Annotated in this window: 25 protein-coding genes; 6 read left to right on the top strand and 19 right to left on the bottom strand. The window is 38.4% G+C overall.

The window, feature by feature from the left end:
- Positions 1–323 precede the first annotated feature (323 nt).
- The 14 genes from L0668_RS16795 to L0668_RS16730 all read right to left on the bottom strand — a co-directional run bounded on the left by L0668_RS16795 (position 324) and on the right by L0668_RS16730 (position 13,019).
- Entirely contained in the window at positions 324–845 is a 522-nt protein-coding gene (locus L0668_RS16795) for a hypothetical protein (RefSeq protein ID WP_235313879.1), read from the bottom strand.
- 535 nt (positions 846–1,380) lie between these two features.
- The gene (locus tag L0668_RS16790) at positions 1,381–1,872 is read right to left on the bottom strand and encodes a YcgN family cysteine cluster protein (protein WP_349815651.1); all 492 of its coding nucleotides are present in this window, start codon (positions 1,870–1,872) and stop codon (positions 1,381–1,383) included.
- A 3-nt stretch (positions 1,873–1,875) separates the two neighbouring features.
- The gene (locus L0668_RS16785; RefSeq protein ID WP_235313878.1) at positions 1,876–2,271 is read right to left on the bottom strand and encodes a hypothetical protein; all 396 of its coding nucleotides are present in this window, start codon (positions 2,269–2,271) and stop codon (positions 1,876–1,878) included.
- A 23-nt stretch (positions 2,272–2,294) separates the two neighbouring features.
- Positions 2,295–2,957, bottom strand: a complete 663-nt coding sequence (locus L0668_RS16780) for a fumarylacetoacetate hydrolase family protein (protein WP_235313877.1) — start codon at positions 2,955–2,957, stop codon at positions 2,295–2,297.
- Between the two features lie 7 nt (positions 2,958–2,964).
- A complete protein-coding gene (locus tag L0668_RS16775; RefSeq protein ID WP_370659911.1) occupies positions 2,965–3,936 on the bottom strand; it encodes a lytic murein transglycosylase in 972 nt (323 codons plus the stop codon).
- Between the two features lie 8 nt (positions 3,937–3,944).
- On the bottom strand, positions 3,945–4,226 hold the full coding sequence (locus L0668_RS16770) for a YcgL domain-containing protein (protein ID WP_235313876.1): 282 nt from the start codon (positions 4,224–4,226) through the stop codon (positions 3,945–3,947).
- A complete protein-coding gene (gene rnd, locus L0668_RS16765; RefSeq protein ID WP_235313875.1) occupies positions 4,227–5,393 on the bottom strand; it encodes a ribonuclease D in 1,167 nt (388 codons plus the stop codon).
- Between the two features lie 68 nt (positions 5,394–5,461).
- Positions 5,462–7,114 (bottom strand): long-chain-fatty-acid--CoA ligase FadD, encoded by a 1,653-nt coding sequence (gene fadD / locus L0668_RS16760; protein ID WP_235313874.1) that lies wholly within the window; start codon positions 7,112–7,114, stop codon positions 5,462–5,464.
- A 139-nt stretch (positions 7,115–7,253) separates the two neighbouring features.
- Complete coding sequence (locus L0668_RS16755) at positions 7,254–8,111, bottom strand: alpha/beta fold hydrolase (protein ID WP_235313873.1); 858 nt, start codon at positions 8,109–8,111, stop codon at positions 7,254–7,256.
- A gap of 116 nt (positions 8,112–8,227) precedes the next feature.
- Complete coding sequence (locus tag L0668_RS16750; protein ID WP_235313872.1) at positions 8,228–8,878, bottom strand: Slp family lipoprotein; 651 nt, start codon at positions 8,876–8,878, stop codon at positions 8,228–8,230.
- 170 nt (positions 8,879–9,048) lie between these two features.
- The gene (locus L0668_RS16745) at positions 9,049–9,357 is read right to left on the bottom strand and encodes a hypothetical protein (RefSeq protein ID WP_235313871.1); all 309 of its coding nucleotides are present in this window, start codon (positions 9,355–9,357) and stop codon (positions 9,049–9,051) included.
- A 203-nt stretch (positions 9,358–9,560) separates the two neighbouring features.
- On the bottom strand, positions 9,561–10,247 hold the full coding sequence (gene tsaB, locus L0668_RS16740; protein ID WP_235313870.1) for a tRNA (adenosine(37)-N6)-threonylcarbamoyltransferase complex dimerization subunit type 1 TsaB: 687 nt from the start codon (positions 10,245–10,247) through the stop codon (positions 9,561–9,563).
- A complete protein-coding gene (gene yoaA / locus L0668_RS16735) occupies positions 10,244–12,175 on the bottom strand; it encodes a DNA repair helicase YoaA (RefSeq protein ID WP_235313869.1) in 1,932 nt (643 codons plus the stop codon). The genes tsaB and yoaA overlap by 4 nt, the downstream gene beginning before the upstream one ends.
- A 103-nt stretch (positions 12,176–12,278) precedes the next feature.
- The gene (locus L0668_RS16730) at positions 12,279–13,019 is read right to left on the bottom strand and encodes a substrate-binding periplasmic protein (RefSeq protein WP_235313868.1); all 741 of its coding nucleotides are present in this window, start codon (positions 13,017–13,019) and stop codon (positions 12,279–12,281) included.
- 225 nt (positions 13,020–13,244) lie between these two features.
- On the opposite strand from L0668_RS16730, the gene efpL reads away from it, so the two are divergent.
- Positions 13,245–13,817 (top strand): elongation factor P-like protein EfpL, encoded by a 573-nt coding sequence (gene efpL, locus L0668_RS16725; RefSeq protein ID WP_235313867.1) that lies wholly within the window; start codon positions 13,245–13,247, stop codon positions 13,815–13,817.
- Between the two features lie 60 nt (positions 13,818–13,877).
- On the opposite strand, the gene L0668_RS16720 is transcribed toward efpL, so the two are convergent.
- Positions 13,878–14,774: a sulfite exporter TauE/SafE family protein gene (locus L0668_RS16720; protein WP_235313866.1), complete on the bottom strand. Its 897-nt coding sequence runs from the start codon at positions 14,772–14,774 to the stop codon at positions 13,878–13,880.
- A 240-nt stretch (positions 14,775–15,014) separates the two neighbouring features.
- Positions 15,015–16,184: an acyltransferase family protein gene (locus tag L0668_RS16715; RefSeq protein ID WP_235313865.1), complete on the bottom strand. Its 1,170-nt coding sequence runs from the start codon at positions 16,182–16,184 to the stop codon at positions 15,015–15,017.
- Between the two features lie 120 nt (positions 16,185–16,304).
- Between L0668_RS16715 and L0668_RS16710 the strand changes: the two genes are divergently transcribed.
- From L0668_RS16710 to L0668_RS16690, 5 genes are all read left to right on the top strand, one after another.
- Entirely contained in the window at positions 16,305–17,117 is an 813-nt protein-coding gene (locus L0668_RS16710) for a substrate-binding periplasmic protein (protein WP_349815650.1), read from the top strand.
- A gap of 209 nt (positions 17,118–17,326) precedes the next feature.
- Entirely contained in the window at positions 17,327–17,701 is a 375-nt protein-coding gene (locus tag L0668_RS16705) for a GntR family transcriptional regulator (RefSeq protein WP_235313863.1), read from the top strand.
- Positions 17,702–18,625, top strand: a complete 924-nt coding sequence (locus L0668_RS16700) for a hypothetical protein (protein WP_235313862.1) — start codon at positions 17,702–17,704, stop codon at positions 18,623–18,625. It abuts the gene before it with no gap.
- Between the two features lie 166 nt (positions 18,626–18,791).
- A complete protein-coding gene (locus L0668_RS16695) occupies positions 18,792–21,215 on the top strand; it encodes a serine hydrolase (RefSeq protein WP_235313861.1) in 2,424 nt (807 codons plus the stop codon).
- Between the two features lie 409 nt (positions 21,216–21,624).
- Complete coding sequence (locus L0668_RS16690) at positions 21,625–22,173, top strand: hypothetical protein (RefSeq protein ID WP_235313860.1); 549 nt, start codon at positions 21,625–21,627, stop codon at positions 22,171–22,173.
- Between the two features lie 45 nt (positions 22,174–22,218).
- Here L0668_RS16690 and bioD read toward each other — a convergent pair whose 3' ends face one another.
- The 3 genes from bioD to L0668_RS16675 are packed head-to-tail and all read right to left on the bottom strand — an operon-like array spanning position 22,219 to position 24,963.
- Positions 22,219–22,944 carry a dethiobiotin synthase gene (bioD, locus tag L0668_RS16685; protein ID WP_235313859.1) on the bottom strand — a complete coding sequence of 242 codons (726 nt, stop codon included), beginning with the start codon at positions 22,942–22,944 and terminating at the stop codon, positions 22,219–22,221.
- An 18-nt stretch (positions 22,945–22,962) separates the two neighbouring features.
- Complete coding sequence (locus tag L0668_RS16680; RefSeq protein WP_235313858.1) at positions 22,963–23,766, bottom strand: methyltransferase domain-containing protein; 804 nt, start codon at positions 23,764–23,766, stop codon at positions 22,963–22,965.
- 3 nt (positions 23,767–23,769) lie between these two features.
- Positions 23,770–24,963 carry an aminotransferase class I/II-fold pyridoxal phosphate-dependent enzyme gene (locus tag L0668_RS16675; RefSeq protein WP_235313857.1) on the bottom strand — a complete coding sequence of 398 codons (1,194 nt, stop codon included), beginning with the start codon at positions 24,961–24,963 and terminating at the stop codon, positions 23,770–23,772.

Genomic DNA, 24,963 nt, shown 5'->3' with positions numbered 1-24,963 from the left:
ATCCAACTTCGATTCAATCAAATGATGAATAGCATACTCAAACGTGCCCGCCTGAAGTTGGTCTAAATAGTTGATAATAACCATGGTATTTTGTTGATAATTAAGAGGAATAAAACGTGGCATCACCAAGGATCCTTTGCCGAATTGATAATATCTATTTGATCACAAACCACGATCTGAGGGAAGGATTGATTGTACGAAAATCAAACAAAAATAGACTTTTTCTACAGCCTCAACGCCCTGTTAACAGGCAAAAAATAGTTGGTTAAAATTAGCGACGAAGGAGCAAAACCAACTGTTTTCTGTCCTTGTTTAACAGCTTGTTAGCAGTTTTTACCGACAAACTCCTCAAGTGCTTTGTACAAACCATACAGCTCTCTTGGGTAATATTCAAATTCAGCTTCTCCATCAGGAAATCCTAACTCTGAATATAGTTCGGTATATTCTCGATATTCTTCTTCAGTGAAATTTTCGTATGATTGATACGGATAACGTAAACGCACAAAATTATAAGAATATGACTCTAGTATGATTTTTATTCTATTTTTGATATCAAAGACTTGCGAATGAATCTGTGCATTAGCAATGATATCGTTTTTTAATTTTTTACTTAACGTGCAGTATATTGGATAGTATTTGTGAGTCGTATTATTTTGGTCTTTATCAATGTATAAAGCAGCTTTTAGCTGTAGTTCAAAAGCTAACAGCATAAGAAGATAACCTGAGTCAGAGGTTCTTTTCTTATTTAAGAACTCACCATCTTGGTATCTTATTTTTGCTTCTTTATGTAATTGCTGAAGATTAAATTGATTCATCGAAACTGCTAACAATTTAGTGTGCGACATAAGGTCGTGTTTAAACACCCCATTATGTCGTACATAATTCAGGCCATATTTTTACACGACCTATACATACCTCTTTTATAACTGTTTTTTGTTTATCAAGCAAAAGGTAGATGGAGAAATACTCCAAAATGTCCGCGATCTGCTCTTATACCATTCCATCTTAATATGTAGTCACTCAGCGAGAGTTTAAAAGGTCTTAATCAAGGCGCATGACTGAAGGAATAGTGGTTCTCTTTCGAAGTCATGCAACATAGAGTAAGCCCTTTTAAAACTCGCCTGAAAGGAATGCCCCAGCGGGTTTTTGCTTTGCGTTCTCGCTATTTGAAAGGGAACAACCATTACTGCATAGCGACGCCTTAATCAAAATCCGCTGGACGCATTCTGAGTGATCACATATCAAGGTGAAATGGTATTATTGGACAAATTCAATATTAGTGTGCTTATTTACAATATTAGTAAGTTGTTGGTGTAGCCATACTTTTGATTTTATCGCGACGGAAAGTTTGTGGAGTAAATGCTTTTAGTCTCTTAATAACTAATCCAGATCTTCCATTGGCCACAAGGCGATGTAGTCTTCAAAATCTTCCATTTCTACATCATGATCGTAAACCGTTTTACCCCTTACAGACATACCATTTTTATGCATAGCCGACTTTTTACCTTTATTTAACAGAGGGTGCCAACTAGGTAATCCCCTGCCCTCGTGTAATCGTCTGTAACTGCAACTTGGTGGCATAAAGAAGATTTCCTGCAAGTTGTCTTTAGTTAACTTTACGCACTCTGGTACTAACTTAGTACGTTCGTTATATTTGGTACAACTACAAGTTTTAGTGTTTAATAAGCCACATACTATATTGGTGTAATGAATTTTCTCGCCTTGACTTAGGTAATCTGTTGGCGCGGCATCAACAACAGATTCGTCATCAATAAATTTGTGTAAACAACATTTAGCACAGCCGTCACAAAGTGACTCCCATTCTTGTTGATCCATTTGTTCTAGGCTTTTTGTTTCCCAAAATTTATTCACGTTTTACTCTTCTTGTGTAGCGGGGTTGTTGTATAACAACCAGATTAATGCGTCGCTTCTAGATTCAAAATTTCGAATAGGTAAATGTAGTTTTTTGGCTATTTCGGCAATCAAATTATGACTGTTTTGTATACCTAATGTAATACGGGCTATTTTGATGTCGCCTAACAAATTTAACTCAACCATGTCGATTAAAAACTGGGAGATTTCTATACTTGAGCAATTAACACGTAAAGCCGTGACATCAAATACCACTTTGTTAAGCTGTTTTTTACCGCTTAACTTAATGATATTTTTCAACATATTTTCCATTTCAGGCGCGGTATTTACCTCACCTGACGCCTCACAAATTAAGATTTGATTAGGCTTGTCAACTTGGTGCTCAAAGGAATAATTCATATATTCGTTATACATATCCTAGGTTAAATAATCTGCGTAGTGACAGTGAACTTATCGGTTAATTCTAAAGTTAGCTGCTCACCTGTTTTGAGCGCGGCTACACCTTTAGGTGTGCCTGTCATAACAATATCTCCAGGCAGCAGAGTAAATTGTTTAGTGATATCTATAATTAACTCTAGAATAGGAAACATCATATCTCTAGTGTTTCCTTCTTGCCTTGTCTCACCGTTTACGGTTAATTTAAAGTCAATGTCTGTTAAGTTTTTGATTTGATCTAGAGGAATAAAGTGCGACATAGGACAACTGTCATCAAAAGCTTTAGCTCTCTCCCAAGGTTGGCCTTTGTTTTTTAGTTGACTTTGGACATCTCGTAAAGTCAGATCGAGTCCCAACCCTACGCCCCAAATAGCCGTCAACGCTTGCGCTGCCGTGGCAGACGTTAACTTTTGATTAATTAACACAGCCACTTCCAATTCGTTATGGCATTCACCTAGATTTTTAGGAATAACCACATTTTCTGTTACTGGGCATAAGGCGGTAGCGGGTTTCATAAACAATAAAGGTTGCTTGGGCACTTCATTATTCAGCTCTTGAATATGCAACATATAATTGCGGCCAACACAGACAACTTTACCCACAGGTAAGTCAATCTTGTTTCCTGACTGGTCGGTATGTTCATAACGCATTATGTCATTAACTCCCTTTTTTAATTCGATCTGACAAATAGCTCACTGACACCCCAAAATAACTTGAGCGATTCCATTTCATTAAGGTATGAAAGTTTTCATACACTAAATAAATTCGCCCTTTAGGTCCATCAGGAGCAAGTAAAGAAGCAGAGAGATTAGCCTGTGGTAAATCATCTCCACTATAACGAGTAACGCCCAATTTATGCCACTCACTGAGCGGTTTAAACGCATCTCGTTGTAATCCAATCATACTTAAATCAAAATTGTCGGGAATTTTTACTTGGCGACCCCAAGTGTATTTATCACTCCAGCCTTCAGACTTTAAAAAATTGGCAATAGAGGCAAATACATCGGCTTTATTTTGCCAAATATCCTTTTTACCATCGCCATCAAAATCTACCGCGTAATTTAAAAATGACGTAGGCATAAACTGACTTTGCCCCATAGCCCCAGCCCAAGAGCCTACAAATTTGTCTTGGCTTATATGCCCTTGTTGCAAAATATCTAAAGCGGCAAACAATTGTTTCTTAAATAGGGTTTCTCGGCGCCCATCATATGCAAGAGAAACTAAAGAAGAAATCACCGGGTGTTTACCTTGTATACTTCCAAAGTTACTTTCATTACCCCATAACGCCACAATAAAACGCTTTTGCACACCAAACTTTTGTTCAACTTTATCTAATATCGCCTTATTTTCATTCAATAACTTTACTGCTTTTTGAACCTTCCAATCAGGAACTCGAGTAGCCAAATACTTATCTAAGGTAATTTTAGTTTCAGGTTGATTTTTATCCGCTTTGACTACCGTTTCTCTTAACTTAACTTGGGAAAACGCTTGCTCTACAAAATCCGACGCATAACCTTTTGCAATGGCTTGTTGCTTTAAATCTAATACATATTCATCAAAGCTTGGTTTAGCCCAAAGTATATTGCTAAAAACCACACTAAATAAAATGAGAATTTTAATCCGTTTCACAAATACCTCTATTGGTTCTCTTGGTTGATGGTTTTAAGATGTTGTTTTAATAAGTTTTCGGTTGGAGGAGGCAGCTGCAAATAAAAACCGTGTAACTTTAATTCGCTACGTAATTTATTAATATCTACCCTAGCTAAGTTACGGTCTGCTTTTAGAGGCATAATCATTAAAAATTGGGGCGTACCGAAGGTGGCTAATAATTCTTTGGGTACTTTCGAAAAATCATCTCTACCAGGCACGTACAAATAAGTTTCTTGTTTTTTACTGCTTTTATATACGGCGCACAACATTTAACTGGCCTCCTTAGCTAAAGCTTGAGCTAATTTCAAACTAGGAACCTTTAATAACGCGGATTCAAATAATGGTTTACGCCAGCCACTAATCAAGTCTGGTTGCATTTTTAATGCACGAGTTTCATCAGTGTTAAACCAGCACCATTTTAATAATTGATTAATTTGTTTTTTAGAACCTACCAGCTCAACTGGGATGTCATTTTTTGCTGCAATATCGGCGCAAATCTTACGTACCGCAGAGACCGTGTTTTTATTTTCTTCAAAATCATTCAAACGTTCCACTCTAGGCGGGTAAAGTTTAGGATCAGTTTGCTGACAATCTGTAACTATCTCAACCAAAGCATCCCCATGAATTCTTATTTCATGGGGATTCATGCCTTGTATATCTCTTAGTGCATTCTTAGTTAAGGGCTGTTGCCTGGCGATTTCAATTAGGTGCTCTTCTCGAACCACAAAGTTTAATGCCATATCTCGTGTCCGTGCTGTGGCAGTGCGCCAAGCGGCGAGTTTACGTAATATCAAAACTGCTCGCCCACTTAATTTCCAATTGTTTTTCATGCCTAAATAAACATTTTCCAATGGCATAGGAGTTTGTTTTTTAATGGACAACAACTCTATCTCTGAATAAACCCAAGCTAACTTATTTTGCGCTTCTACCTTAGATTTTAACTCTGGGTATAATTGAAACAAGTACAACACATCATTGGCCGCATAAGCACATTGTTCTTCTCGTAGTGGCCTAGCTATCCAATCCGTTCTAGACTCCCCTTTATCTACTATTACACCTAACATTTGTTCAACTAACTTGGCATAACCTAACGAAGTGCCCATGCCCACAATACTGGCGGCAAATTGACTATCAAAAATAGGCGCTGGCATCACCTTAAATGCATGCCAAAAGGTCTCTAGATCTTCTGAACAAGAATGTAATACTTTGACCACATCTGGATTAGTTAATAACGCTTTGAGTGCTGAAAAATCTTTTATACACAAGGGATCAACTAACACTAACTGCTGACCGTCATATATTTGAATCAAACCCAATTTAGGATATAAGGTGCGGGTACGCACAAACTCTGTGTCAACAGCTATGGCTTCGACTTGACTGGCTTGCAAACAAAACTCATTAAGAGCTTGATCATCGGTAATAAAAGTATATTGCATGTATATCCAAAACATAAAAAAGCCGACAAGAGAGTCGGCCTTAATTAAAACACTATTTAAAGAGCAATTTACTCTCTTAATTCTCTACGTAGTATCTTACCAACATTACTTTTAGGAAGCTCGCTTCTAAACTCAACTTTTTTCGGTACTTTATAACCAGTTAGATGTTTTCGGCAATGATCTATCACTTCTTTCTCTGACAAGATATCGGTTTTAGCCACCACAAATGCTTTTACCACTTCCCCTGATACATCGTGTTTAACGCCTACCGCAGCAGCTTCAACTATGTCTTCGTGCATGGCTAACACATCTTCAATTTCATTCGGGAACACATTAAAACCAGATACTAAGATCATGTCTTTTTTACGGTCAACTAAATAAAAATAACCATCATCATCACATCTAGCAATATCGCCTGTGGCCAACCAGCCGTCTTTTATCACTTCTGCTGTAGCATCAGGACGATTTAAATAACCTTTCATCACGTTAGGGCCTTTCACTAACATTTCACCGGATTCACCCTGTGCGACCTCATTACCTTCATCATCAACCAGCTTGATATCAACCGAGGGAACGGGTAAGCCTATTGAGCCGTTATAAGCCTCTAGCTGCGGAGGATTAACCGTTACTACAGGCGAACACTCAGTCAAACCGTATCCCTCAAGTAATACTTGGCCTGTGACTTGAGCCCATTTTTCAGCCACTGATCTTTGTACAGCCGCCCCGCCACCTAAAGCGAACTTCATATTTTTGAAATTTAATTTATTAAACCCTGGTGTATTCAATAATCCATTAAATAAGGTATTAACACCGATCAAAATAGTGAATGGGTATTTGGCTATTTCGGTTACAAAGCCTTTCATGTCTCTTGGATTGGTAATCAATAAGTTAGAACAACCAAATTTGATAAAAGTTAAGCAATTAACTTGTAGAGCAAAAATATGATAAAGGGGCAAAGCCGTTATTACTAAGTCTTTACCCTCTTCAATAATAGGTTTTAATAGCTGTGAAATTTGTTCTAAGTTGGCCAGCATATTTCTATGGGTTAACATTGCCCCTTTAGACACGCCTGTGGTACCACCTGTATATTGTAAAAAGGCTAAGTCCTCGGTGTGTATTTGTGGCCGAGTATAAGTTTTGTTTTTGCCAATTTCTAACGCAGATAAAAAAGACTCGGCACCTTGAATATCAAAAGCAGGTACCATTTTTTTTACATGTTTAACCACAAAATTAGTTAATACTTTTTTAAGCGGTGACAACATATCGCCTAAAGAAGTGAGTAAAACCTTTTTAATTTCAGTTTGATCTATCACTTCGTCCAACACATGAGCAAAGTTTTCGACAATCACGATAGCTTGCGCATTTGAATCTTTGAGTTGATGTTGTAGCTCTCGCGCTGTGTATAAAGGATTAACATTCACCACTGTCATGCCGGCTCGTAAAATACCGAATAAAGCCACTGGATATTGAATTAAATTTGGCATCATCACCGCAATTGCATCGCCCGGTTTAAAACCAGCATGTTGCAGATAAGCTGCAAAACTTTTACTTAAAACGTCTAATTCGGCAAAAGTGATACTTTTACCCATATTGATATAACTGGTTTTATTTGAAAAATTAACCACTGACTGCTCAAACACGTCAACTAAAGATGAATAACGATCAGGATCGATTTCAGCTGAAACTGCAGAGTCATAACTTTTTAACCAAATTTTTTCCACTGTGCCTCCAGGCATTAACTTGGTCTAAACGTTTGCTTACACACCAAGACTTTCGAGTATTATATTGACCAGTCTCAACTAGCCCGACCAGTATAATACCTAAAGAAGCACCAAAGATAAATCAACAACTGGTTAACATTTATTTAATGCCTGAATTACCGATTAAAAAATTCACCATTTGCTCTGCTACTCTGGCTGGATTATCCATGTGAAAATGATGAAAACCATCACAACTACTATGCTGAATATTGCTCACCCAGCCTAACCTATCAGAGATAGCTTGCTTGACGAACTCGAAACCTTGAATGGCACTAATAACTAAAACCGGACATTGAATATTACCCATAAACGCCTCTGCCTGCTCTTCAGTCATTCGTAAGGATGATAAGGTACGTAAACGTTTGTCTGAGCTAAAAACGAGCTGCTCATCTTGCCTTTTAAGGTTACGTTCGATTAGTAACTCTGCCGAACTAAAACTCATTTCACCTATCATAGCTCTAGCTTTTACTGTGCCTTGTAAACTTTTCAAGGGTTTAAGTTTTGCGCTTTGCGAGTTTAAACGACTTAAAATAGCGTCTTGAAGTTGTTCTGGGCTGCTTGTGGCTGACTTGGTCATAGGTCCAAAAGACTCGATACAAATCAAACTTTGTACATTGGAATTAAAAGTACTGGCATATAAGGAAGCGATAATGCCCCCCATGGAGTGTCCCATCAAAATAAAAGGAGACCACTTTTGACTGGTGACTAATTCATGTACGTCATGCACATAATCAACTAAATGGTAATGGGCATCGGCACTTCTGTGAGTAGATTTTCCGTGGCCAACAAGGTCAATAGCAACGATATAATAATCAACTAAGTAGTTGGCAATAGGCACAAAACTCGCTGCGTTATCTAACCAGCCATGTAATGCGAGGATCATAGGTTTATTCGGATCCCCCAAACCGATTGCGGTTATTTTGTAATGGCGTAACTGAAATTCTAGCTCTTGTTGCACACTATTTCCTTTTTGCTTCCTTTGCTGTTTATTTTACATTCCCCATAAAAAAAGCGGCAATGATTTGCCGCTCGCTCTTACAATTATTGCCTGATGCTGCAGTATTTTGCAGCTTATTATCTGATTTCTTTTGAACCACGAACTGGCTTAGGCAAAGTACTGGCACCACTTGGACGAGAGGTACTAGGCCGCGACACACTTCCAGAATGTTGGCCGTTGCTCGAGCTGTTATTAGAGCTACGTATAATCAAGCGACTACGATACGGGCGGGGATAGTAGTTGAACCAATAATCATGAGGCCAAATATCTACTCGGCTAATATCAATACGTTGTAATTTTTTCCATAAATAATAATTAGTACCTACAACACTTGGGAACACATATTTGTGCTCTCCCACTAAGCCATTTTCTACTCCTTGTAATTCACCTGTAAAGGTCATTAAACGGCCCACTTGATACACCATAGGATCCATAAACCCATTTATATGTATACGATAACGCCCCATGCTTTCATCTGCTGAAATGGGTCTGCCATAACTGGTTAACGGATAATAAACCATTTCTAAAATGGTCGATTCTTCTTTATTTTCAATTTTAGCAATGGCTCCCCCCCATCGGATCGACTTGCCTTTAACTTGTTCAGCTTTAGACGCAGCGTCTTGATAAGTCACTAGTTGACTGGGATCGGCCACTTGTAATTTTTCAGGGAAAGTTGCACAACCAGCTAAAAATAAAGCACTAAAAAATAAACATACTCGGATAAACATACATGCCCTTAAAAATATAAATTACTCGTTAATGATAACTGAAACGTTATAAATATTTAACGTTAACCTTACAAATATATACTCGCAGCAGTTAAAAATAGATCAAGGTAAATCTCTAAAACAACGCCACAAAGTGTCTTGAGTATAGATAAATATGCGAAACAGATTTATTAAACGAAAGTATCAACACCCAATAACATTTGAATATTCTGCCGCTGTTGATCTTTTTCAATACTTTGGTAGGCATCAATTGCCTGTTGCTCGATTAAAGTCTTACCTGAATGAGACTGACTTTTACTACGAAAAGTTTCAGCTTTTTTTAGACTTTCTTCGTCACCAGGGCGAATGATAGTAACTTGGGATTGAGATGGGTTTTCATTTTTGTCACTGACACTCTTTACATCACGGGGTTTATCCCGCGAATGACGAGGTACTTCAAGCACTCTCACAGCATTGGATGAAAAAGAGTCAATTGACAAAAAACTTATTCCTTAAAAAAATATAAAATAAATACCTTTATCGAACGGCAGAAAATTGCCGTCCAAAGGGAGTAATACAAGAATTGTTCCATTTTTCAATCAAGAACGAGAGCTCGAGTTTTAGGTAATTGAGTGACTCTAGGCTTGGCGACTCTAAGATGAGTTACTCTCAGCCTGCTTACCTCGGTTTACTCTCGCCCAGCCTACTCTCGCCCCGGCAGTTTCTTCCACGTTACTTTGTCTCGCAAATATACAGGTGTCACCTCTTCGACTTCTACAGCCTTGCCATCAGCAATATTTGCTTCCGCAATTGCTAGCATATACTTAGCATCTGGATACAAGATATCAGCAGCAATAGCCAATGTTTTATCCGCATTTAACTCAGGGTAAGCGGTCCATCCAGTACCCACTCCAATACTATTTTCAGAAATTTTTATTAAAGATTGAGCAGACTCAGGCGGTAATACTTGCTCTTCACCTACTAATTGCATCACACCATTTTGTATCTCATATTGTGCAAAATACACTTCAGACATACGGGCATCAATCGCGGAAAATACTTGGCTTACATTGTGTTGTTCCGCGGCTTGTTGTGCCATGGCAGCAAGAGTTGATACGCCAACCACTTTAAGCCCAGTACCTAATGCTAAACCTTGCAAAATGCCAGTGGCAATTCTTACCCCAGTAAAACTGCCAGGGCCTCGACCAAATCCCAAATAATCTAGATCTTGCAACTTACAGTCAGCTTGTTTTAAAACTTGGTCAACCATAGGCAAGATACGTTGGCTATGTTGTTGCGGACAGACTTCAAATAGACTGTATTGCTTCCCGTCTACTTGCAAAGCTACCGAACACGCTTCTGTAGCCGTTTCAATAATTAATATATTCATACTTCAGTCTCGTCTTGGTATATGTCATTTAGAAAGTCCATCGCTTTTTGCAAGTCTCGTGTTCTATGCATGTCAGGTAAACTTCCCATAAATATTTTGCCATAATCTTTAGTCACTAAGCGATTATCACAAATAACCAACACCCCCTTGTCTGATTCATCTCTGATTAATCGCCCAGCTCCTTGCTTTAAGGCAATGGCCGCTTGAGGTATCTGTAACTGGGCAAAAGGATTTCCTCCACCTTTTCGGCAATCTTCAATACGAGCTTGCAGCAAAGGATCATCAGGTGAAGCAAAAGGTAATTTATCAATGAGCACACAAGTTAAGTCATCCCCTCTAACATCTACACCTTCCCAAAAAGCCCCTGTGCCTAATAGAACTGCGTCTTTATTGGCTATATAGCTGTCTAGTAAAGCACGTTTAGTGGTAGTACCTTGAACCAAAATAGGATTATCTATTTTATCTTCAAGTTGGCTAGCAATGGCCCGCAATGCGGCGTGACTGGTAAATAGTAGAAAACATCTACCTCGACTCGCTTTGACTATTTTGATCGAAATATCTAATAACGTGCTACGCATTTCTCGAGCATTAGGCTCTGGCAAAAACCTTGGCACACATAACATGGCTTGATTCGGATAATCAAAAGGGCTATCTAAAGACAATGTTTGCGCCTTATCTAAACCCATTTGCCGCTGAAAATGGCTAAAACCACCATCCACCATCAAAGTTGCAGAGGTAAACACCCAACTACGCTTAGGCTCAGCTATAAAGTCAGCAAATTTTTGCGCGATACTCAGTGGCGTTAAATGCAGCATAATATGGCGCATAGTAGTTTCATACCATAAGCTCACACCTAATATACTGACATCAGTTAAACGAGCTAATTTGCCCTTAGCTTCACACACACGTTCATAAATATTATCTAAATCTTTATCCCGACCAATATGGAGCTTAATCACTTCATATAAAATATTTAAGCTATCGGTTAACTTACTAATTTGGGTTTGTACTTCATCCTGTTGAAGCATTACTCGCCAGTTACCTTTTTGCGGTTGCTCGGGTAATAATATGCGTAAATCTGCCGCAACCAGTTTGCATTTTTCCGCTGCACTTTGTAATTGTTTGGCGTCTTTTAAAGTGGTGCGATACACCACTTCAATATCTCGACTGAGATCTTGTAATTGCCTACTCGACAAACTCTCACCAAAGTATTCACTGGCAATATCGGGAATTTGATGGGCTTCATCAAATATCACTAAATCAGCTTCAGGAATAAGCTCTCCGAATCCCGTATCTTTTAACGCCATATCAGCAAAAAATAAATGATGGTTTACCACTACCACATCGGCATCCAGTGCATTACGCCGCGCCTTAACCATAAAGCAATCTTCGTAATCTGGGCAATCCTTACCTAAACAATTATCTGCAGTAGATGTCACAAAAGGCAATACTTTGGCATCTTCTGCTAAGGTTTTCATATCCCCCATGTCGCCTGTTTTTGTACTAGAAGACCAAGTTCGAACCTGAGTAAACTCAGATAAAGTTTGCTTGTCTAATAAGGTATTATGAGCACCTTGTTGTTTGAGTCTATGTAAACATAAATAATTAGCCCGACCTTTTAACAAAGCGGTTTTTCGATTCACCCCTAAGGCCTTTTTAACCACAGGCAAGTCTCGATGAAACAATTGTTCTTGTAAATTTTTGGTGCCGGTGGACACAATGGTTTTTTTATCGGACTGCATAGCTGGAACTAAATAAGCAAAAGTTTTACCTGTGCCTGTGCCGGCTTCAACTATCAAGGGGGACTTTGTTTGAATAATTTTTTCAACGGCCACCGCCATATCGGTTTGCGCTTGACGAGGAGTAAATCCATCTATAGCTTGGGATAATTTGCCATCAGCAGCAAACAATAAAGAAGTTTTTGACATAAAGCCTTAGCAGGTATATCGATATCGTTGAGGGAAAGAAATATTATGCCAAAATCTTTGCCAACTAACGAGGTGAAACTCTTATAAACTTCATAAAGCTAAATTAAAAGTTGTAATATCTGCCTAATATTTGTTGCAACTCACCGGTCAGTTTCATTTTATGTAATTCTTGATTAAATTTTTCCATAAAATCGCGATTATTTTTAGTATCAACACACTCCAGTTTATCTTCGGACATAGTTAACGGTTGCTCTTTATCGAAATGTAATAAATTAAGCGTCTTCTCACTTAAGGACATAGTAATATCAGGATAATATGCTAAATATCCATCCACCCTTTTTTGTTGCAATAACTTAATCGCTAAGTCCTCAGACTCTACTGCTACAAACCTCGAATACTTATATTTATCAAACAAGGTGCCAAATATTAACCCTTTACGATAGGCAACCATTTTTCCATTAAGGTTTTCTAGTGAGTCGTTAATATCATTTTTAAGCGTAAACACATGACTAGTGACTTTATTTGTTGTGTCACTGAATATAGTCGGATCTGAACGTTGATAAAAATTGGGGATAACCGGAAAAACACAATCGATACGCTTTTGTTGTAAGAGATAATTTGAACGTGCTGAAGGAATAAATAAAGTGTCGTAAGGATTTTCGATCCTAGATAGTATTCGAGCCATAAACTCGTTGTAAGGGGCGTCCTTTCCTGAGCTATCTAACACGTCTGGTAAATCAATATAACCAATGATGATTTTTTTCGCCGCGTACACCGCGCTAGAATGTGTGGTAAAACACACAAACAATATATACAAAGTGAAACAAAACAAGCGTTTATTCATAAAGACAACACATTCACCTTGGGTTATAAACTGATCAAGTTATCAATAACTTAGTACAAGAACTGTAAATTCCCATCTCAAGTCGTTCAATTAAACATCAAAATCGAATCTAGTTAAAGAACTCATAGGATTTAAATCCTTCAGTAATCCCTTGAAACTACGATTCTATCTTGCCTATTTTTTGTTTCGTGCTATTTTCGCAGGCAATTATTTTTGGAGACGCTCATGCCTAAAGCCAGTGAAATTAAAAAAAATGCTGCCGTTGAACATAACGGTAAAGTTTATCTCGTTAAAGATATCAACAAATTAACGCCAAGTGGCCGCGCGGGTGCCAGTTTATATCGCATGCGTTTATACGAAGTAGGAACAGGCGCCAAAGCTGATGAAAGTTTTAAAGCGGACGAAGTATTAAACTTAGTAGAGTTCAATCGTAATAAAGTGACGTATTCTTATCTTGACGGTGACGAATATGTATTTATGGATGACGAAGACTACACGTCATACTTTTTAAACAAAGACACGATCAGTGAAGAAGTTCCGTTTATTACTGAAGACACTAAAGGATTACAAGTACTTTTAGTTGAAGGTGAGCCGGTAGGGATAGAACTTCCAGCAACGGTTTCACTTACTATTACTGAAACTGATCCATCAATTAAAGGCGCCTCGGCTAGTGCTCGAACCAAACCAGCGACTTTATCCACTGGCTTAGTGGTGAATGTCCCGGAATATATTTCAACCGGTGAAAAAATCAAAATTAGCACTGCTGAATCAAAATTTCTTAGTCGCGCAGATTCTTAAATTTTGCATATCAATACCATTAGAAAATAATTTAGGAGGGACATAAAGTAGTCCCTCCTACTAAAAAGGCAAGCTTGATATCCCCAGCAAGAATACCCAACCCGCAAAAAACAATTTAAGATTCCGAGCTGAAAAATACATCACCAAATGTTTGGCTAATATGCCACCTATGGCAGCCCCAATTCCAGCAAATAACACCACAGGCCAATACACAGCTCTAGTTTCTATAAGATGAAATAGTATCCCGCCCCAAACAGTAAATGCGCTCAAAATCACAGCGGCAGCAATAGCCAAAGTCACATTAAAACCCCGTATAATTAAATAAACGGCCAGTAACTCACCTACTCCAATCGACAACCAAGCCGTGATCCCGCCGCCCACATATGAGATCAGAATTAACGCACAATAATCAACTGAATTTAATTGAAGCTTTATTGGTTTGTTTTTTAGCAACAACACAGTGGCGAAAATTGAAATCGCTAAACAAATTGAAAAGACCCCAAATCCGGTGTGCAAACTTTGCGGATCACTAAAATAAGCAAAAAACTGCGGAAGTATTTGGACCGACCACACACCTAATAAAGAAAAGGGAACACAAATATAAGTAAGCTTAGGCAAAGCTTGCCACTCTTGGACTTCGGTAGCTTTAGTTAAACCTAAATTTCGATAATAGACCCACCAAGTGATCGCGCCAGCAGTCATACCAAAACATTGGATTGCAAAACTAGTTGCCACAGAGGTGGCCACAGAAAAGCCTAGTTGGTTAAAAAAAGGCATAAAAACTACGCCACCGCCTGCCCCTGTGGAGTTTGCGAAAATGGCGCCCAATATGCCCAAAAATGTGAATCCACCATAATTAAGGGCCAGCACCAAAGGTTCCGACTGACTTAGAAAAACACCAAGCCAGACAACAAATAACAACCAACGAATTGGATGGGCAGACAAAGTAGAAAGCATGAAAAACGTGATTACCTTAAGACTAAAAGTTTACAACCATAAAAGCAGATTGGACTGTGCCAGAATATATTGAATTTGACAAAGAGCTTTAGTAAAAAATAACAAATATATGAGGGTGTTTAACCTATCTTGTTAAACACAGTCACAACCTCTCTGTTTAAAAAGAGCTTCATTGTTTAAAAGAGCTTCATTGTTTAAAAAGAGCTTCATTCTGCTGCAGGCTGGAGACTTGTATTTAGGTTATTGCCCTTTTAAGTATCGACGCGCTGGTTTCTCAATATATTGATAACTCAATTTCGATAAAATTAAGGAGATAACAACAAACACCACCAATCCTACCCAAGCTTGCTCTAACGGAAAAGTATAACCTACCCCCGCCATAGACTCTTTGGCATCTGGGTAATACACAGCTTTTCGATAAACAATAAAAGTTAATAATATAGGCATGTGAACCAAATAAAGAGAATACGAGATATCCCCTAAAAATTGAAAAATTCGTCCATTAAAAAACCTGCCAACACCATCAGAATTATACGCCAAGCTCAATATCATTAGGCCAAAAATAAACACCGAAATGGGATCGTAAATCCTATTAAAATGCCAAAGTACAAATAATACAAGCCAACAAAAAATGAAGACCAAACCTGCTTTGAGCCAAGGTTTAAGTATGTTTTTTAGGTACAATTCATAAATTAAAGTGCCATACACAAATCCGCAAAAGCATCTCAATAATGCAGAGCCTGTGATCACATCGATTATACCAACGGGATAGGGAACACTCTCAGGAATATTAAATTCGATCCAACGATTGGCCCAAAAAGCAGGTTGTAAATCAAACATGATCCATAAATAACCCGCGATGGCACCCACAGCGAACAAAATACGTACAAAGAGACCAGAGCGAAAAAACACTAACATCAAAAATGGAAATAACATGTAGGCCCACCACTCGGTACTAATTGACCAGGTAGGCGTATTCCATAATGCTTCGTGATGGATACCTGTGGCCTGCAACATAAGCAGCTGAGAAGGGATTGCTGGATAACTAAACAAGTCACCTGCAAAGCCATCTATGCTAAACCCGGCCCCACGTACAGTAAGCGCTAAAATAATTAAATACACCAAGGTCACAAAATGAAGCGGATAAATACGCGCAAACCGAGCGCGAATAAAAGGCCAAAAGTTATGCTTATCAACACCTTGCTTAAAGTAATTACCATATACGTGGTACATGATAAAACCACTTAACACAAAAAACAGATCAACCATCAAATACAGTTTGTCGAATATATGACTCATGCCCATTGGCACCAAAGGTGCCACAAAAAGTTGATAATGCATCACTATGACTAAAACTGCGGCCATGCCTCGTAACGGTGTTAAACCAGATATCTGGCTAACTCTATCCATACTGAATCTCTATTGTGATTAAGCTTTGTTAATCGTTCAAAAATTAATCATATATTATAAATTTAATCACAAACAGGCTATTGAAGAGTAATTAGCTAAATTTGTAACTCTAACTATTAAATGTTCTACTTCATAGTTAGTAGCCGCATAAAAACCCGACGGAACGTTACATCCATGTCATCGCTGTTAGAAAAATTAAAAGTAGTTAATTTAATTTTTGTTATTACATCTATAACGACTTTTTATTGTTATGGAAAAACAACCAATAAAATTATCGTTGCAGCTCATGTTGAGCCGCCCTTCATGATTTATAAAAGTGGCACATACACTGGCAGAAATGCAGTTGTGGTTCGCCTATTAGCCACTTCTATTAAAAAAGATATAGACTTTAAACCCTGTTCATTTGGCCAATGTCTAAACATGATGGAGCAAGGAAAAGCTGATTTAATTGTGGATATTCGGCAGACACCAGAGCGGCAAAACTATTTACAATATTTAGAAACACCTCTGTATTCTGAAGTGTTACAGATGAACTATTATTCACTACATGATGATCCTAAAATAATCCAAAGTTACCAAGATCTTAAAAACCTGAATATTGGCGTGTTAGGTGGGGCAAGTTATTATAATCCTTTTGATCAAGATAAAAGCCTAAACAAAACCGAAACAAATAATCATCAACAATTAGTGACCATGTTACTCAGAAAACGTATAGACGTATTTATTGGCAGGGAAGAATCAATTAAAGCCCAAGCTGAAAAATACATTTACGAAAACAAAATCAAAATCGCGCCTTATAAAATTAAACAAAAAGTAGCTGCTTATATTGCAATTTCTAAAAAATCCTCGTTAGTTAACTACAGCAATGTATTGTCTAAAAACCTAATCTCCATCCTGAATAGAGAAGAAATAAAACCCTTATTCCCTCAATAAACACCTGAAAAAACAATTCGCTCCTTATTTCTTCATTAAAACTAAAAATTAGTAAAACTATATATAAAACAATAAATTAAACATATCACTCGAATAAAAAACACACTATAAGCGAACGTTTTTTAAACTCTTTCGCTAAATATACTTGCATTAACACAGTTTAGTTGTACCATTACAACACATGGAACAACTGGAGCATGTGTTATTTTATGAATATCGAAATTGATCTTGACGATCCCAAACCGATATTTGCCCAGCTAATTGAGCAAATTAAACAAGCGGTTGCTAACGACAAAATCGCGCCGAATGACCCGCTACCTTCTATTCGGCAACTGGCAAATGATTTAGAAGTGAATAGCAAAACGATTTCCAAGGCTTATAAACTATTGGAGCGAGATGCAGTTATTCAAAGTAAGGGATACCGGGGCACCTTTGTGCATCCCGATGCCAAAGCGAATTGCCAAATTGACTTAAAAGAATGGGTAACCAGTCAATTTGAAGAATTGATTACCCGTCTAAAAGAAGCTGGCGTCACAGACTCAGAAATGCGCCTAACCTTTAACGACGTACTAACAAATAACTAAATGACTTGGCTACAAGCTATGTTAGAAATCGAGGAAAAAATTATGTGGATTGAATTACTTTTTTTTGTAGTATTTTTTGTACAAATAATACTGATTTCTTATTACTACCCTAAAAAAATAAAGCAACGAATGGATTATGTGTTTGAGCACTGCCCAGTTGAATCCTATGGAAAAATGTATCCCAAGGGATTTGAAAGTGCTTTAAAAGGAAAGTTTACTTTTTCCTTAGTAAGCAATGTTATATTAGTTTTAGGCTTGATCGTTTTTGTGGCAGCTAGCATTTTCATCTTTAAAGGAGGGGCTAAGTTAGAGAACTTTAATTTTCTACCCCTAGCTTACGGCATGCTGCAAGGTGTTCCATTTTTCATTTTAGAATTATCAGGCTTCAAACAGTTCAAACAGATGCGCGAGGCAAATCATGCTAGCAAACGAACCGCAGAACTCAATCCAAGAAGTTTATTTACCTTTATTACGCCACTAAAACTTGCTTCGGCAGTGAGTGCTTGCGCCTTATGTATCTATTTAATTCTTATGTTTAATGACTTTATATTCAATGCAACTGTTATCACTTTATTTGTATCTCTTACTTTATGTAACTCATTGTTTTTGGGATTAGGTTACAAAATAATCCACGGAAAAAAATTAGATCCCCATCAATCAGCAAAAGACAGACATATTGCCACTGAAGTTGCACTTGGTTCATTTATATCAGTGAGTATTATGGTCAGTATATTTTTTATATTTAACCAGTCTGTAAGAGAATATTCGTTAGATATATGGGAGCCCATGTTTAATAGCATCTATTGGGTATTGGTTATGTTACTGAGTACAGGCCAAGTGTTACTTCGAGTTAAATTACATGATATTGATTTTGACGTATATAAAACGCCAACCCCAAGTGAACCAGCCACTACTAACAAATAAGTAAGTAAGTAAAGCCGCCTAAACCACTTAATCTAACTAAACCTAGGCGGCCATCAATCAACATTAGTAGGCATAAACCTACTTATATTTTTTACTCGATTTAACTAGATGTAACGCTAAGCTTATATAGCTTAGTGCACAGTCATGTCAGAAATTTAAGGATAGAATGATGAAATCTGTTTTAGAAAATTACTTTAGTTGTATACCGGCCTTAGCAATAAAGTTATGCATAATTTTACTAGTGGTAGCCAGTCTTTCACATGTAACAGCGGCAGAATTAGAGTTTGAAGCACGCCTAGAAGCATTATCACAAGCACTCGAAGCGCAACGCATTGAACACCACATTCCGGGCTTTGCCATTGCCATTGTTAAAGATGGAGAGGTGGTGTTAAGTAAAGGCTTTGGACTGGCAAATATTGAACATAACACCCCGATAACTCCACAAAGTCTGTTTGCCATAGGCTCCACCACTAAAGCCTTTACTGCCACTATTGCGGGTATGTTAGTCGATCAAGAAAAGATGAATTGGGATGATCCTCTCACTGATTACCTTCCCTATTATACATTTGTCCAAAATGACAAACCAGTTGGGATCACACTACGTGATACTTTGTCGCATCGCAGTGGCTACGCCCGCAATGACCTATTATGGGTAAATGGCAAAGTAAGCAGTGAGCAGATACTCAAAGATGCCACCCAGGCTGAAAAATGGGCACCATTTCGAAAACAATTTCACTACAACAATGTGATGTATTTAGCCGCTGGCACGGCTACGGCTAGCCAAAGCAATCCAAAATCTAACTGGGCTAATCAGTTAACCACACGACTATTAACCCCGCTCAATATGCTTAACACTACCCTTGATTTAGCCCAAGCTAAAAACTCAAAACACCTAGCTACGGGCTATATGTGGCACGATGAATTAGGCGAGCACAAAGTGCTACCCATGCGTAACCTAACAAACATTGGCCCCGCAGGTGCTATCAACTCAAACGTAGAAGACATGGCTAATTGGCTCAAATTTCAACTGGCGAAAGGTGAATTTCAAGGAAAACGTTTAATCAGTGAAAACGCACTGCTTGAAACTCACAGCCCACAAATTCAAATGGCCAAAGATATACATTACGGATTAGGTTGGATGTTACGCAACTGGCAGGGACAAAAAGTAGTTGAACATGGTGGAAATATTGACGGCTTTGGCGCCCAAGTGACATTGTTCCCAGAGTCGAATCTTGGTTATGTATTATTAACCAATATCACCGCCACCCCTTTGCAACAGTTATCGATTAACTTAGTGGCTAATTATTTGTTAGCCCCTGCCCTGCCTACACAAAACCTAACTCCTCCTACAAATGGTGATGATTTCAACCAATATATCGGAGAATATACGGCTAACTTTGGTCCGTTTAAAAACACAATATTTAAGGTATTGCTAAAAGACGGAAAACTGGCAGTGGATGTACCTGGCCAAACTATTTACGCCCTTAAATCACCTAATCAACAAGGAAAATGGTTATTCGAACTCACCGACACTATTGCGGTGTCGTTCGATAAAAACCAACAAGGTCAAATTGCCGCCTTACGTATGCATCAAAACGGAATGGACTTTGAACTTCCGAAAAAAGGCCTGCCCATTATCCCAGAAATTTCTGCGGCTGAATTACAAAAATATTTAGGCAGTTATTACTCTAAGCAACTAAAAAGCAATTCCACTGCCATTATCCAAAATCATAGACTCGCCATAGATGTGCCAGGTCAAATGGTTTACGAGTTGAACTTGCCCAATGATAACGGTGAATGGACCTTTAGAATTAACCCAAATATGCATGTAGTATTTAACCAAAATGCAGACAAGCAAATTACAAGCTTGAGTTTTTATCGAGACGGCAAACAAAATGGTGAAATGCCTAGAGTAGAAGATAAAAACCAAACTCCACTGCCCAGCGTAAAAGAAATTCTCGCATTAAGAAGAACCCAAGCTCAAAAACAAGCCCTATTAAAAGCCGGAGGGATCTTAGCTAAAGGCACAGTAATTTATGCCCAAGCAGGGATATCGGGTACAACACAAGCTCAATTAATGAGTGATACTCATGCTAGATACAATCTTGATTTTGGTAAGTATGGTAATGTTCAAACAGCTATAACACCTAGCGCTGCTGCAACCCAATCTAGCTTTTCACCATTTCAACAACATAATGGCAAATACCTCTCTCAAATTCAGAAGAGTTATCCAATGTTAGATTTAGATTGGTCATCCTTTTATCAAAGCATTGAAGTATTAAAACGTTCTGAGTTAAACAATAAACCCGTTTACCTGGTGTTACTCAAAAATGCTGAAGTACCTAGTGTCACAGCATATATAGACACAAAAAATGGTGATGTATTAAAAATAGAAACGAAAGCTTTAGTGCCTACCTTAGGATCTTTACCCTACAGTTTAGATTTTGCTGATTACCGAGAAGTTGCAGGTATGCGTTTACCTTTTAAAGTGACTAAGAAAGATAACCAAGCAGGTAAGGTAATTTTCAAATTTGATTCATTTGAGGTAAATAGAGAATTTGATGAAGCTGTTTTTGAATTGAGTGAATAGAACAGCTATTTATTAATCCAATACAATTAAAAATTGTGCCTGTTTAGCGAGGGAGTGTTGAACAGGCAAAAGCACTATCAATAGTTAGTACTTTTTCCATTCACTTTATTTTTTATATTGTTACAAGCTCAGTACCTTTACAACATTCCAAGCACTTACTTTCACAAAATCACCAATTAAATTCACACTAAATTTACAACTAAGGCCTTTTCTGGCAAGGCCTATACCAAGGTATTGATCAACATACGCTAAACTCTCGGATCAACTTGACCTGTACAAAAATCATCCATATTATGCGCCGCATATTCAATTGTAACCACCATGCCAAATAAACAGATTAATGAAATATTTAGCCAACTATTCAATTATTAACACAAGGTTACTTTTAGTAAAAGTTACTTTATTGACGATGATTTTATTGACGACTATGTTGTTAATTTCTACTTCTAGCTTGGCTGCAATTTCAGAACAAGGCGAACTTACTTCAGTAACGGTTAACCCCAAATTGTGGAGCAATTTTAATGACAAAGATAACCAGCAAGAAGCCACTCACAAACTAATACGCAATAAGTTTGTCAAATACTCCCACAACGTACACAAGTATCTAGGGGTGGACCTATCGGTAGATGCTTACCTGTATACCAATAAATCAGATAACTCGTTTAAATGGATAGTCGGAATGGTGAGTGATTTATTTAAGGTACGATACCAAACAGGTAACATTGCCAATAACGATCACTTAGAGATAAGTTCAAGTTACCCTATCAGTAAAAGAGTGCGAGTTAGAGGCTACGCCAGTAATAAACAAAACGGCAACAAAAAATATCAGGACTATTCGTTAGGATTAGCCTATTCACCAAGCCAATCACTAGAAATATTTGCAGGTTATTCTGACCGAGAGATCAAACAAGCTGCTGAGGAAGGCAATCTGTTTTTAAACGTAAAAGGCCGCTTTTAAGCTGTTAGCAAAAAATTCCTTTCAAGGTTTTAAAAAATCCCTAACCTAGAGGTCTAAGCCGGCTAAATTTAGGTATTGCCCCGCCTGCTCTTTACCTTTTAAAGCAGGTACTCGACCCAAAAACGGCGCATTGATCAGCGATTGTAAACTGTCAATATTTTCGTCAACTAATGGCATATCAGCATCCACTTGATTGGCCACCCATCCCGCTATTTTTAAGCCATCATTTCGAATAGCTTCAGCCGTCAATACCGCATGATTTAAACAACCTAAACGCATACCCACCACTAAAATCACCGACAAATTTAACTCAGAAACAAACTCCGACAAATATCTGGGCCTGCCTTGATAACTGCCGCCTAAAGGTAAACGCCAGCCGCCAGCACCTTCAATCACAATAACGTTGGGCTCTTTTTGTAACAGGTGAATAAATCCTTCGCGGATCTTGTCTATAGGAATGTAATGTACTTCGCCTTCTTTAACAGTTTGTTTTAAGGCTAAGTGTGGGGCAATAGGTGCTTCAAAAGCAATAGGGTTCACTTCATCATAGCTTAATTTCAAGCTAGAGTTTGCCTGTAACGTTAAGGCATCTTCATTACGTAAACCACCGGGCGTATTGTCGCAACCTGCAGCAATAGGTTTATAACCAGCAGTTGAATAACCTTTATCGTTTAACGCCTGTAACAAACCTTTGCATACAAAGGTTTTACCGATTTCAGTATCCGTCCCTGTAACAAAAAACGCGCGAGTATTGTCAGTCAGATGTCCCATGAGTTTCCTATTTTTATTTTAGTTTTTGATACATTGTAAATAACAGACCTGATAAGTCAGCGGAAGTTGCCCATTTTCAGCAAATAGTTCGTGATAAACTGTTTCAAGATTTTGCAGAGTATGGCGATTAAAACGTTTTAGTCCGCTCCCCTCTTGCTTGGGCAATACCACATTGGCACCAATGGCTTTAATTGAAGACAACAATTGTCTCAGATCAGCATGCCAGGTCACATATTGTTTTTTACTTACCTTTACTTTTAAACCTTGGGCTAACCCGGCTTGTTGCCACACTTGTGCTTTAGCAAAATCATTCACATGTTTATTCTTGTCTAGATGTAGCCAACTTTGGTTTAATTGACTAAATGACCCGTCACACATAATAGCCAAAACAGCTTGACCACCATTAGTGAGTACACGGTTTACCTCAGACATAACTTTGTGTTGATCACCACACCATTGCAACACCATAGACGAGAATAGCCTATCAACAGAATAATTTTGTATCGGTAAATGTTCTGCATCCCCTTGCAACCAAGAAGTGTTGTGACCATCAACAGCAGAGTTACTTTGTGCATAAGACAGCATGCCAAAAGCCAAATCTAAAGCGATTAGCCGTTCACACTTGTTAGCTAATGCTGGGCTATTTCTGCCTGTACCACAGCCTATATCCAATAAGGTGCCAGTTGAGCCTATAACAAGATCAAGGGCATCTGTGGCAATATCGAGTTGTACTTTTGCAGCAGAATCATAAGATTTAGCTGCACGACTAAACTGTTGGGCAATCCGTGACTTTTGACAATCAGTGGTTATAACGGCAGACATAACTTAAAGGTTAACCTCTGGCGATTTTTGTAAAACTAATTGCAAACCATCAATCAAGGCCTGAATGTCGTTTTCATCGTGGCCAGCAGTTATTGTTATGCGTAAACGATCGGTATTTTTAGGCACGGTTGGGTAACGAATAGCGCTAACCCATAAACCTAAATTTTTGAGCTTTTCGCTGACTAATAAAGCTTTATCAGCACACCCTATTAACACAGGTTGAATAGCGCTATCCGATGGCATCAAGTTGATACCTGCTTGCTCGGCCAACTGTTTAAATAATTCAATACGTTGGTGCAAAATAATTTTGTTTTCGAGGCGTTTGTTGGATTGTAAACAGGCTAAAGTGGCGTAGGCTTGCGCCGCAGGCATAGCCGTGCTGTATATATAATGTCTGGCAAAGTTAACCAAGTAATCAATCAATTCACTACTACCTGCTACAAACGCCCCTGCAGTACCAATGGCTTTACCAAAGGTAGCCATGAGCACGGGTAATTGCTGTTGTGACAATTTGTGTTGCTCAACAACACCTAAGCCAGTTTCACCTAATACGCCAAATCCGTGAGCATCATCTACCATTAACCAAGCGCTAAAAGCCTGTGTAAATGTTAAAATGTCGGAAATTGGCGCTTGGTCGCCGTCCATACTAAACACGCTTTCTGTGGCCACCAGCACGTCTGAATCGGCTGACGTTTTATCAAGTAAACTTTGTAGATGGTTAAGATCGTTATGCTTAAAACGACTTAATTGAGCGTCACATGCTTGAGCCCCATCAATGAAAGAGGCGTGTATCAACTTATCGGCTATGATCTGCCCAGATTGTTTGGTTTTGTTTGCACCAAATAAGGCTTGGCAAATCGCTTGATTAGCGGCAAAACCAGAGTTAAACAAAAGCACCTTTTCACGGCCTAATTCTTCGGCAAGGTACTCTTCTAGCGCTTGATGTACATAGGTATATCCGGTCACCAAAGGTGACGCACCGCTGCCACCACCTAGTTCACTGACACCATCCACCCAAGCTTGGGCCACAACCGTTGAACGGCGCATAGCTAAATAATCGTTGCTCGAAAAGTTAAGGTAGTGCTGTCCATTGACTTCAATTATTGGCCCTTGAGCCGACTCCACCACTTGGCGTTTACGCAACAACCCTTGCTTTTTTCGCGCCACTAATGCGGATTGAATAAAATCAAAACTCAT

Source organism: Paraglaciecola algarum, from assembly GCF_021532655.1.
Classification (GTDB): Bacteria; Pseudomonadota; Gammaproteobacteria; order Enterobacterales; family Alteromonadaceae; genus Paraglaciecola; species Paraglaciecola algarum.
This window is presented reverse-complemented; position numbering and strand designations above follow the sequence as displayed.

What these genes read in the sequence shown, in the direction of transcription:
- L0668_RS16795 (WP_235313879.1), bottom strand. Translation starts at nt 845, where the DNA reads ATGTCGCACACTAAATTGTTAGCAGTTTCGATGAATCAATTTAATCTT.
- L0668_RS16785 (WP_235313878.1), bottom strand. Translation starts at nt 2,271, where the DNA reads ATGAATTATTCCTTTGAGCACCAAGTTGACAAGCCTAATCAAATCTTA.
- L0668_RS16780 (WP_235313877.1), bottom strand. Translation starts at nt 2,957, where the DNA reads ATGCGTTATGAACATACCGACCAGTCAGGAAACAAGATTGACTTACCT.
- L0668_RS16770 (WP_235313876.1), bottom strand. Translation starts at nt 4,226, where the DNA reads ATGTTGTGCGCCGTATATAAAAGCAGTAAAAAACAAGAAACTTATTTG.
- rnd (WP_235313875.1), bottom strand. Translation starts at nt 5,393, where the DNA reads ATGCAATATACTTTTATTACCGATGATCAAGCTCTTAATGAGTTTTGT.
- L0668_RS16750 (WP_235313872.1), bottom strand. Translation starts at nt 8,878, where the DNA reads ATGTTTATCCGAGTATGTTTATTTTTTAGTGCTTTATTTTTAGCTGGT.
- tsaB (WP_235313870.1), bottom strand. Translation starts at nt 10,247, where the DNA reads ATGAATATATTAATTATTGAAACGGCTACAGAAGCGTGTTCGGTAGCT.
- yoaA (WP_235313869.1), bottom strand. Translation starts at nt 12,175, where the DNA reads ATGTCAAAAACTTCTTTATTGTTTGCTGCTGATGGCAAATTATCCCAA.
- L0668_RS16730 (WP_235313868.1), bottom strand. Translation starts at nt 13,019, where the DNA reads ATGAATAAACGCTTGTTTTGTTTCACTTTGTATATATTGTTTGTGTGT.
- efpL (WP_235313867.1), top strand. Translation starts at nt 13,245, where the DNA reads ATGCCTAAAGCCAGTGAAATTAAAAAAAATGCTGCCGTTGAACATAAC.
- L0668_RS16720 (WP_235313866.1), bottom strand. Translation starts at nt 14,774, where the DNA reads ATGCTTTCTACTTTGTCTGCCCATCCAATTCGTTGGTTGTTATTTGTT.
- L0668_RS16715 (WP_235313865.1), bottom strand. Translation starts at nt 16,184, where the DNA reads ATGGATAGAGTTAGCCAGATATCTGGTTTAACACCGTTACGAGGCATG.
- L0668_RS16710 (WP_349815650.1), top strand. Translation starts at nt 16,305, where the DNA reads ATGTTCTACTTCATAGTTAGTAGCCGCATAAAAACCCGACGGAACGTT.
- L0668_RS16705 (WP_235313863.1), top strand. Translation starts at nt 17,327, where the DNA reads ATGAATATCGAAATTGATCTTGACGATCCCAAACCGATATTTGCCCAG.
- L0668_RS16700 (WP_235313862.1), top strand. Translation starts at nt 17,702, where the DNA reads ATGACTTGGCTACAAGCTATGTTAGAAATCGAGGAAAAAATTATGTGG.
- L0668_RS16695 (WP_235313861.1), top strand. Translation starts at nt 18,792, where the DNA reads ATGATGAAATCTGTTTTAGAAAATTACTTTAGTTGTATACCGGCCTTA.
- L0668_RS16690 (WP_235313860.1), top strand. Translation starts at nt 21,625, where the DNA reads ATGATTTTATTGACGACTATGTTGTTAATTTCTACTTCTAGCTTGGCT.
- bioD (WP_235313859.1), bottom strand. Translation starts at nt 22,944, where the DNA reads ATGGGACATCTGACTGACAATACTCGCGCGTTTTTTGTTACAGGGACG.
- L0668_RS16680 (WP_235313858.1), bottom strand. Translation starts at nt 23,766, where the DNA reads ATGTCTGCCGTTATAACCACTGATTGTCAAAAGTCACGGATTGCCCAA.
- L0668_RS16675 (WP_235313857.1), bottom strand. Translation starts at nt 24,963, where the DNA reads ATGAGTTTTGATTTTATTCAATCCGCATTAGTGGCGCGAAAAAAGCAA.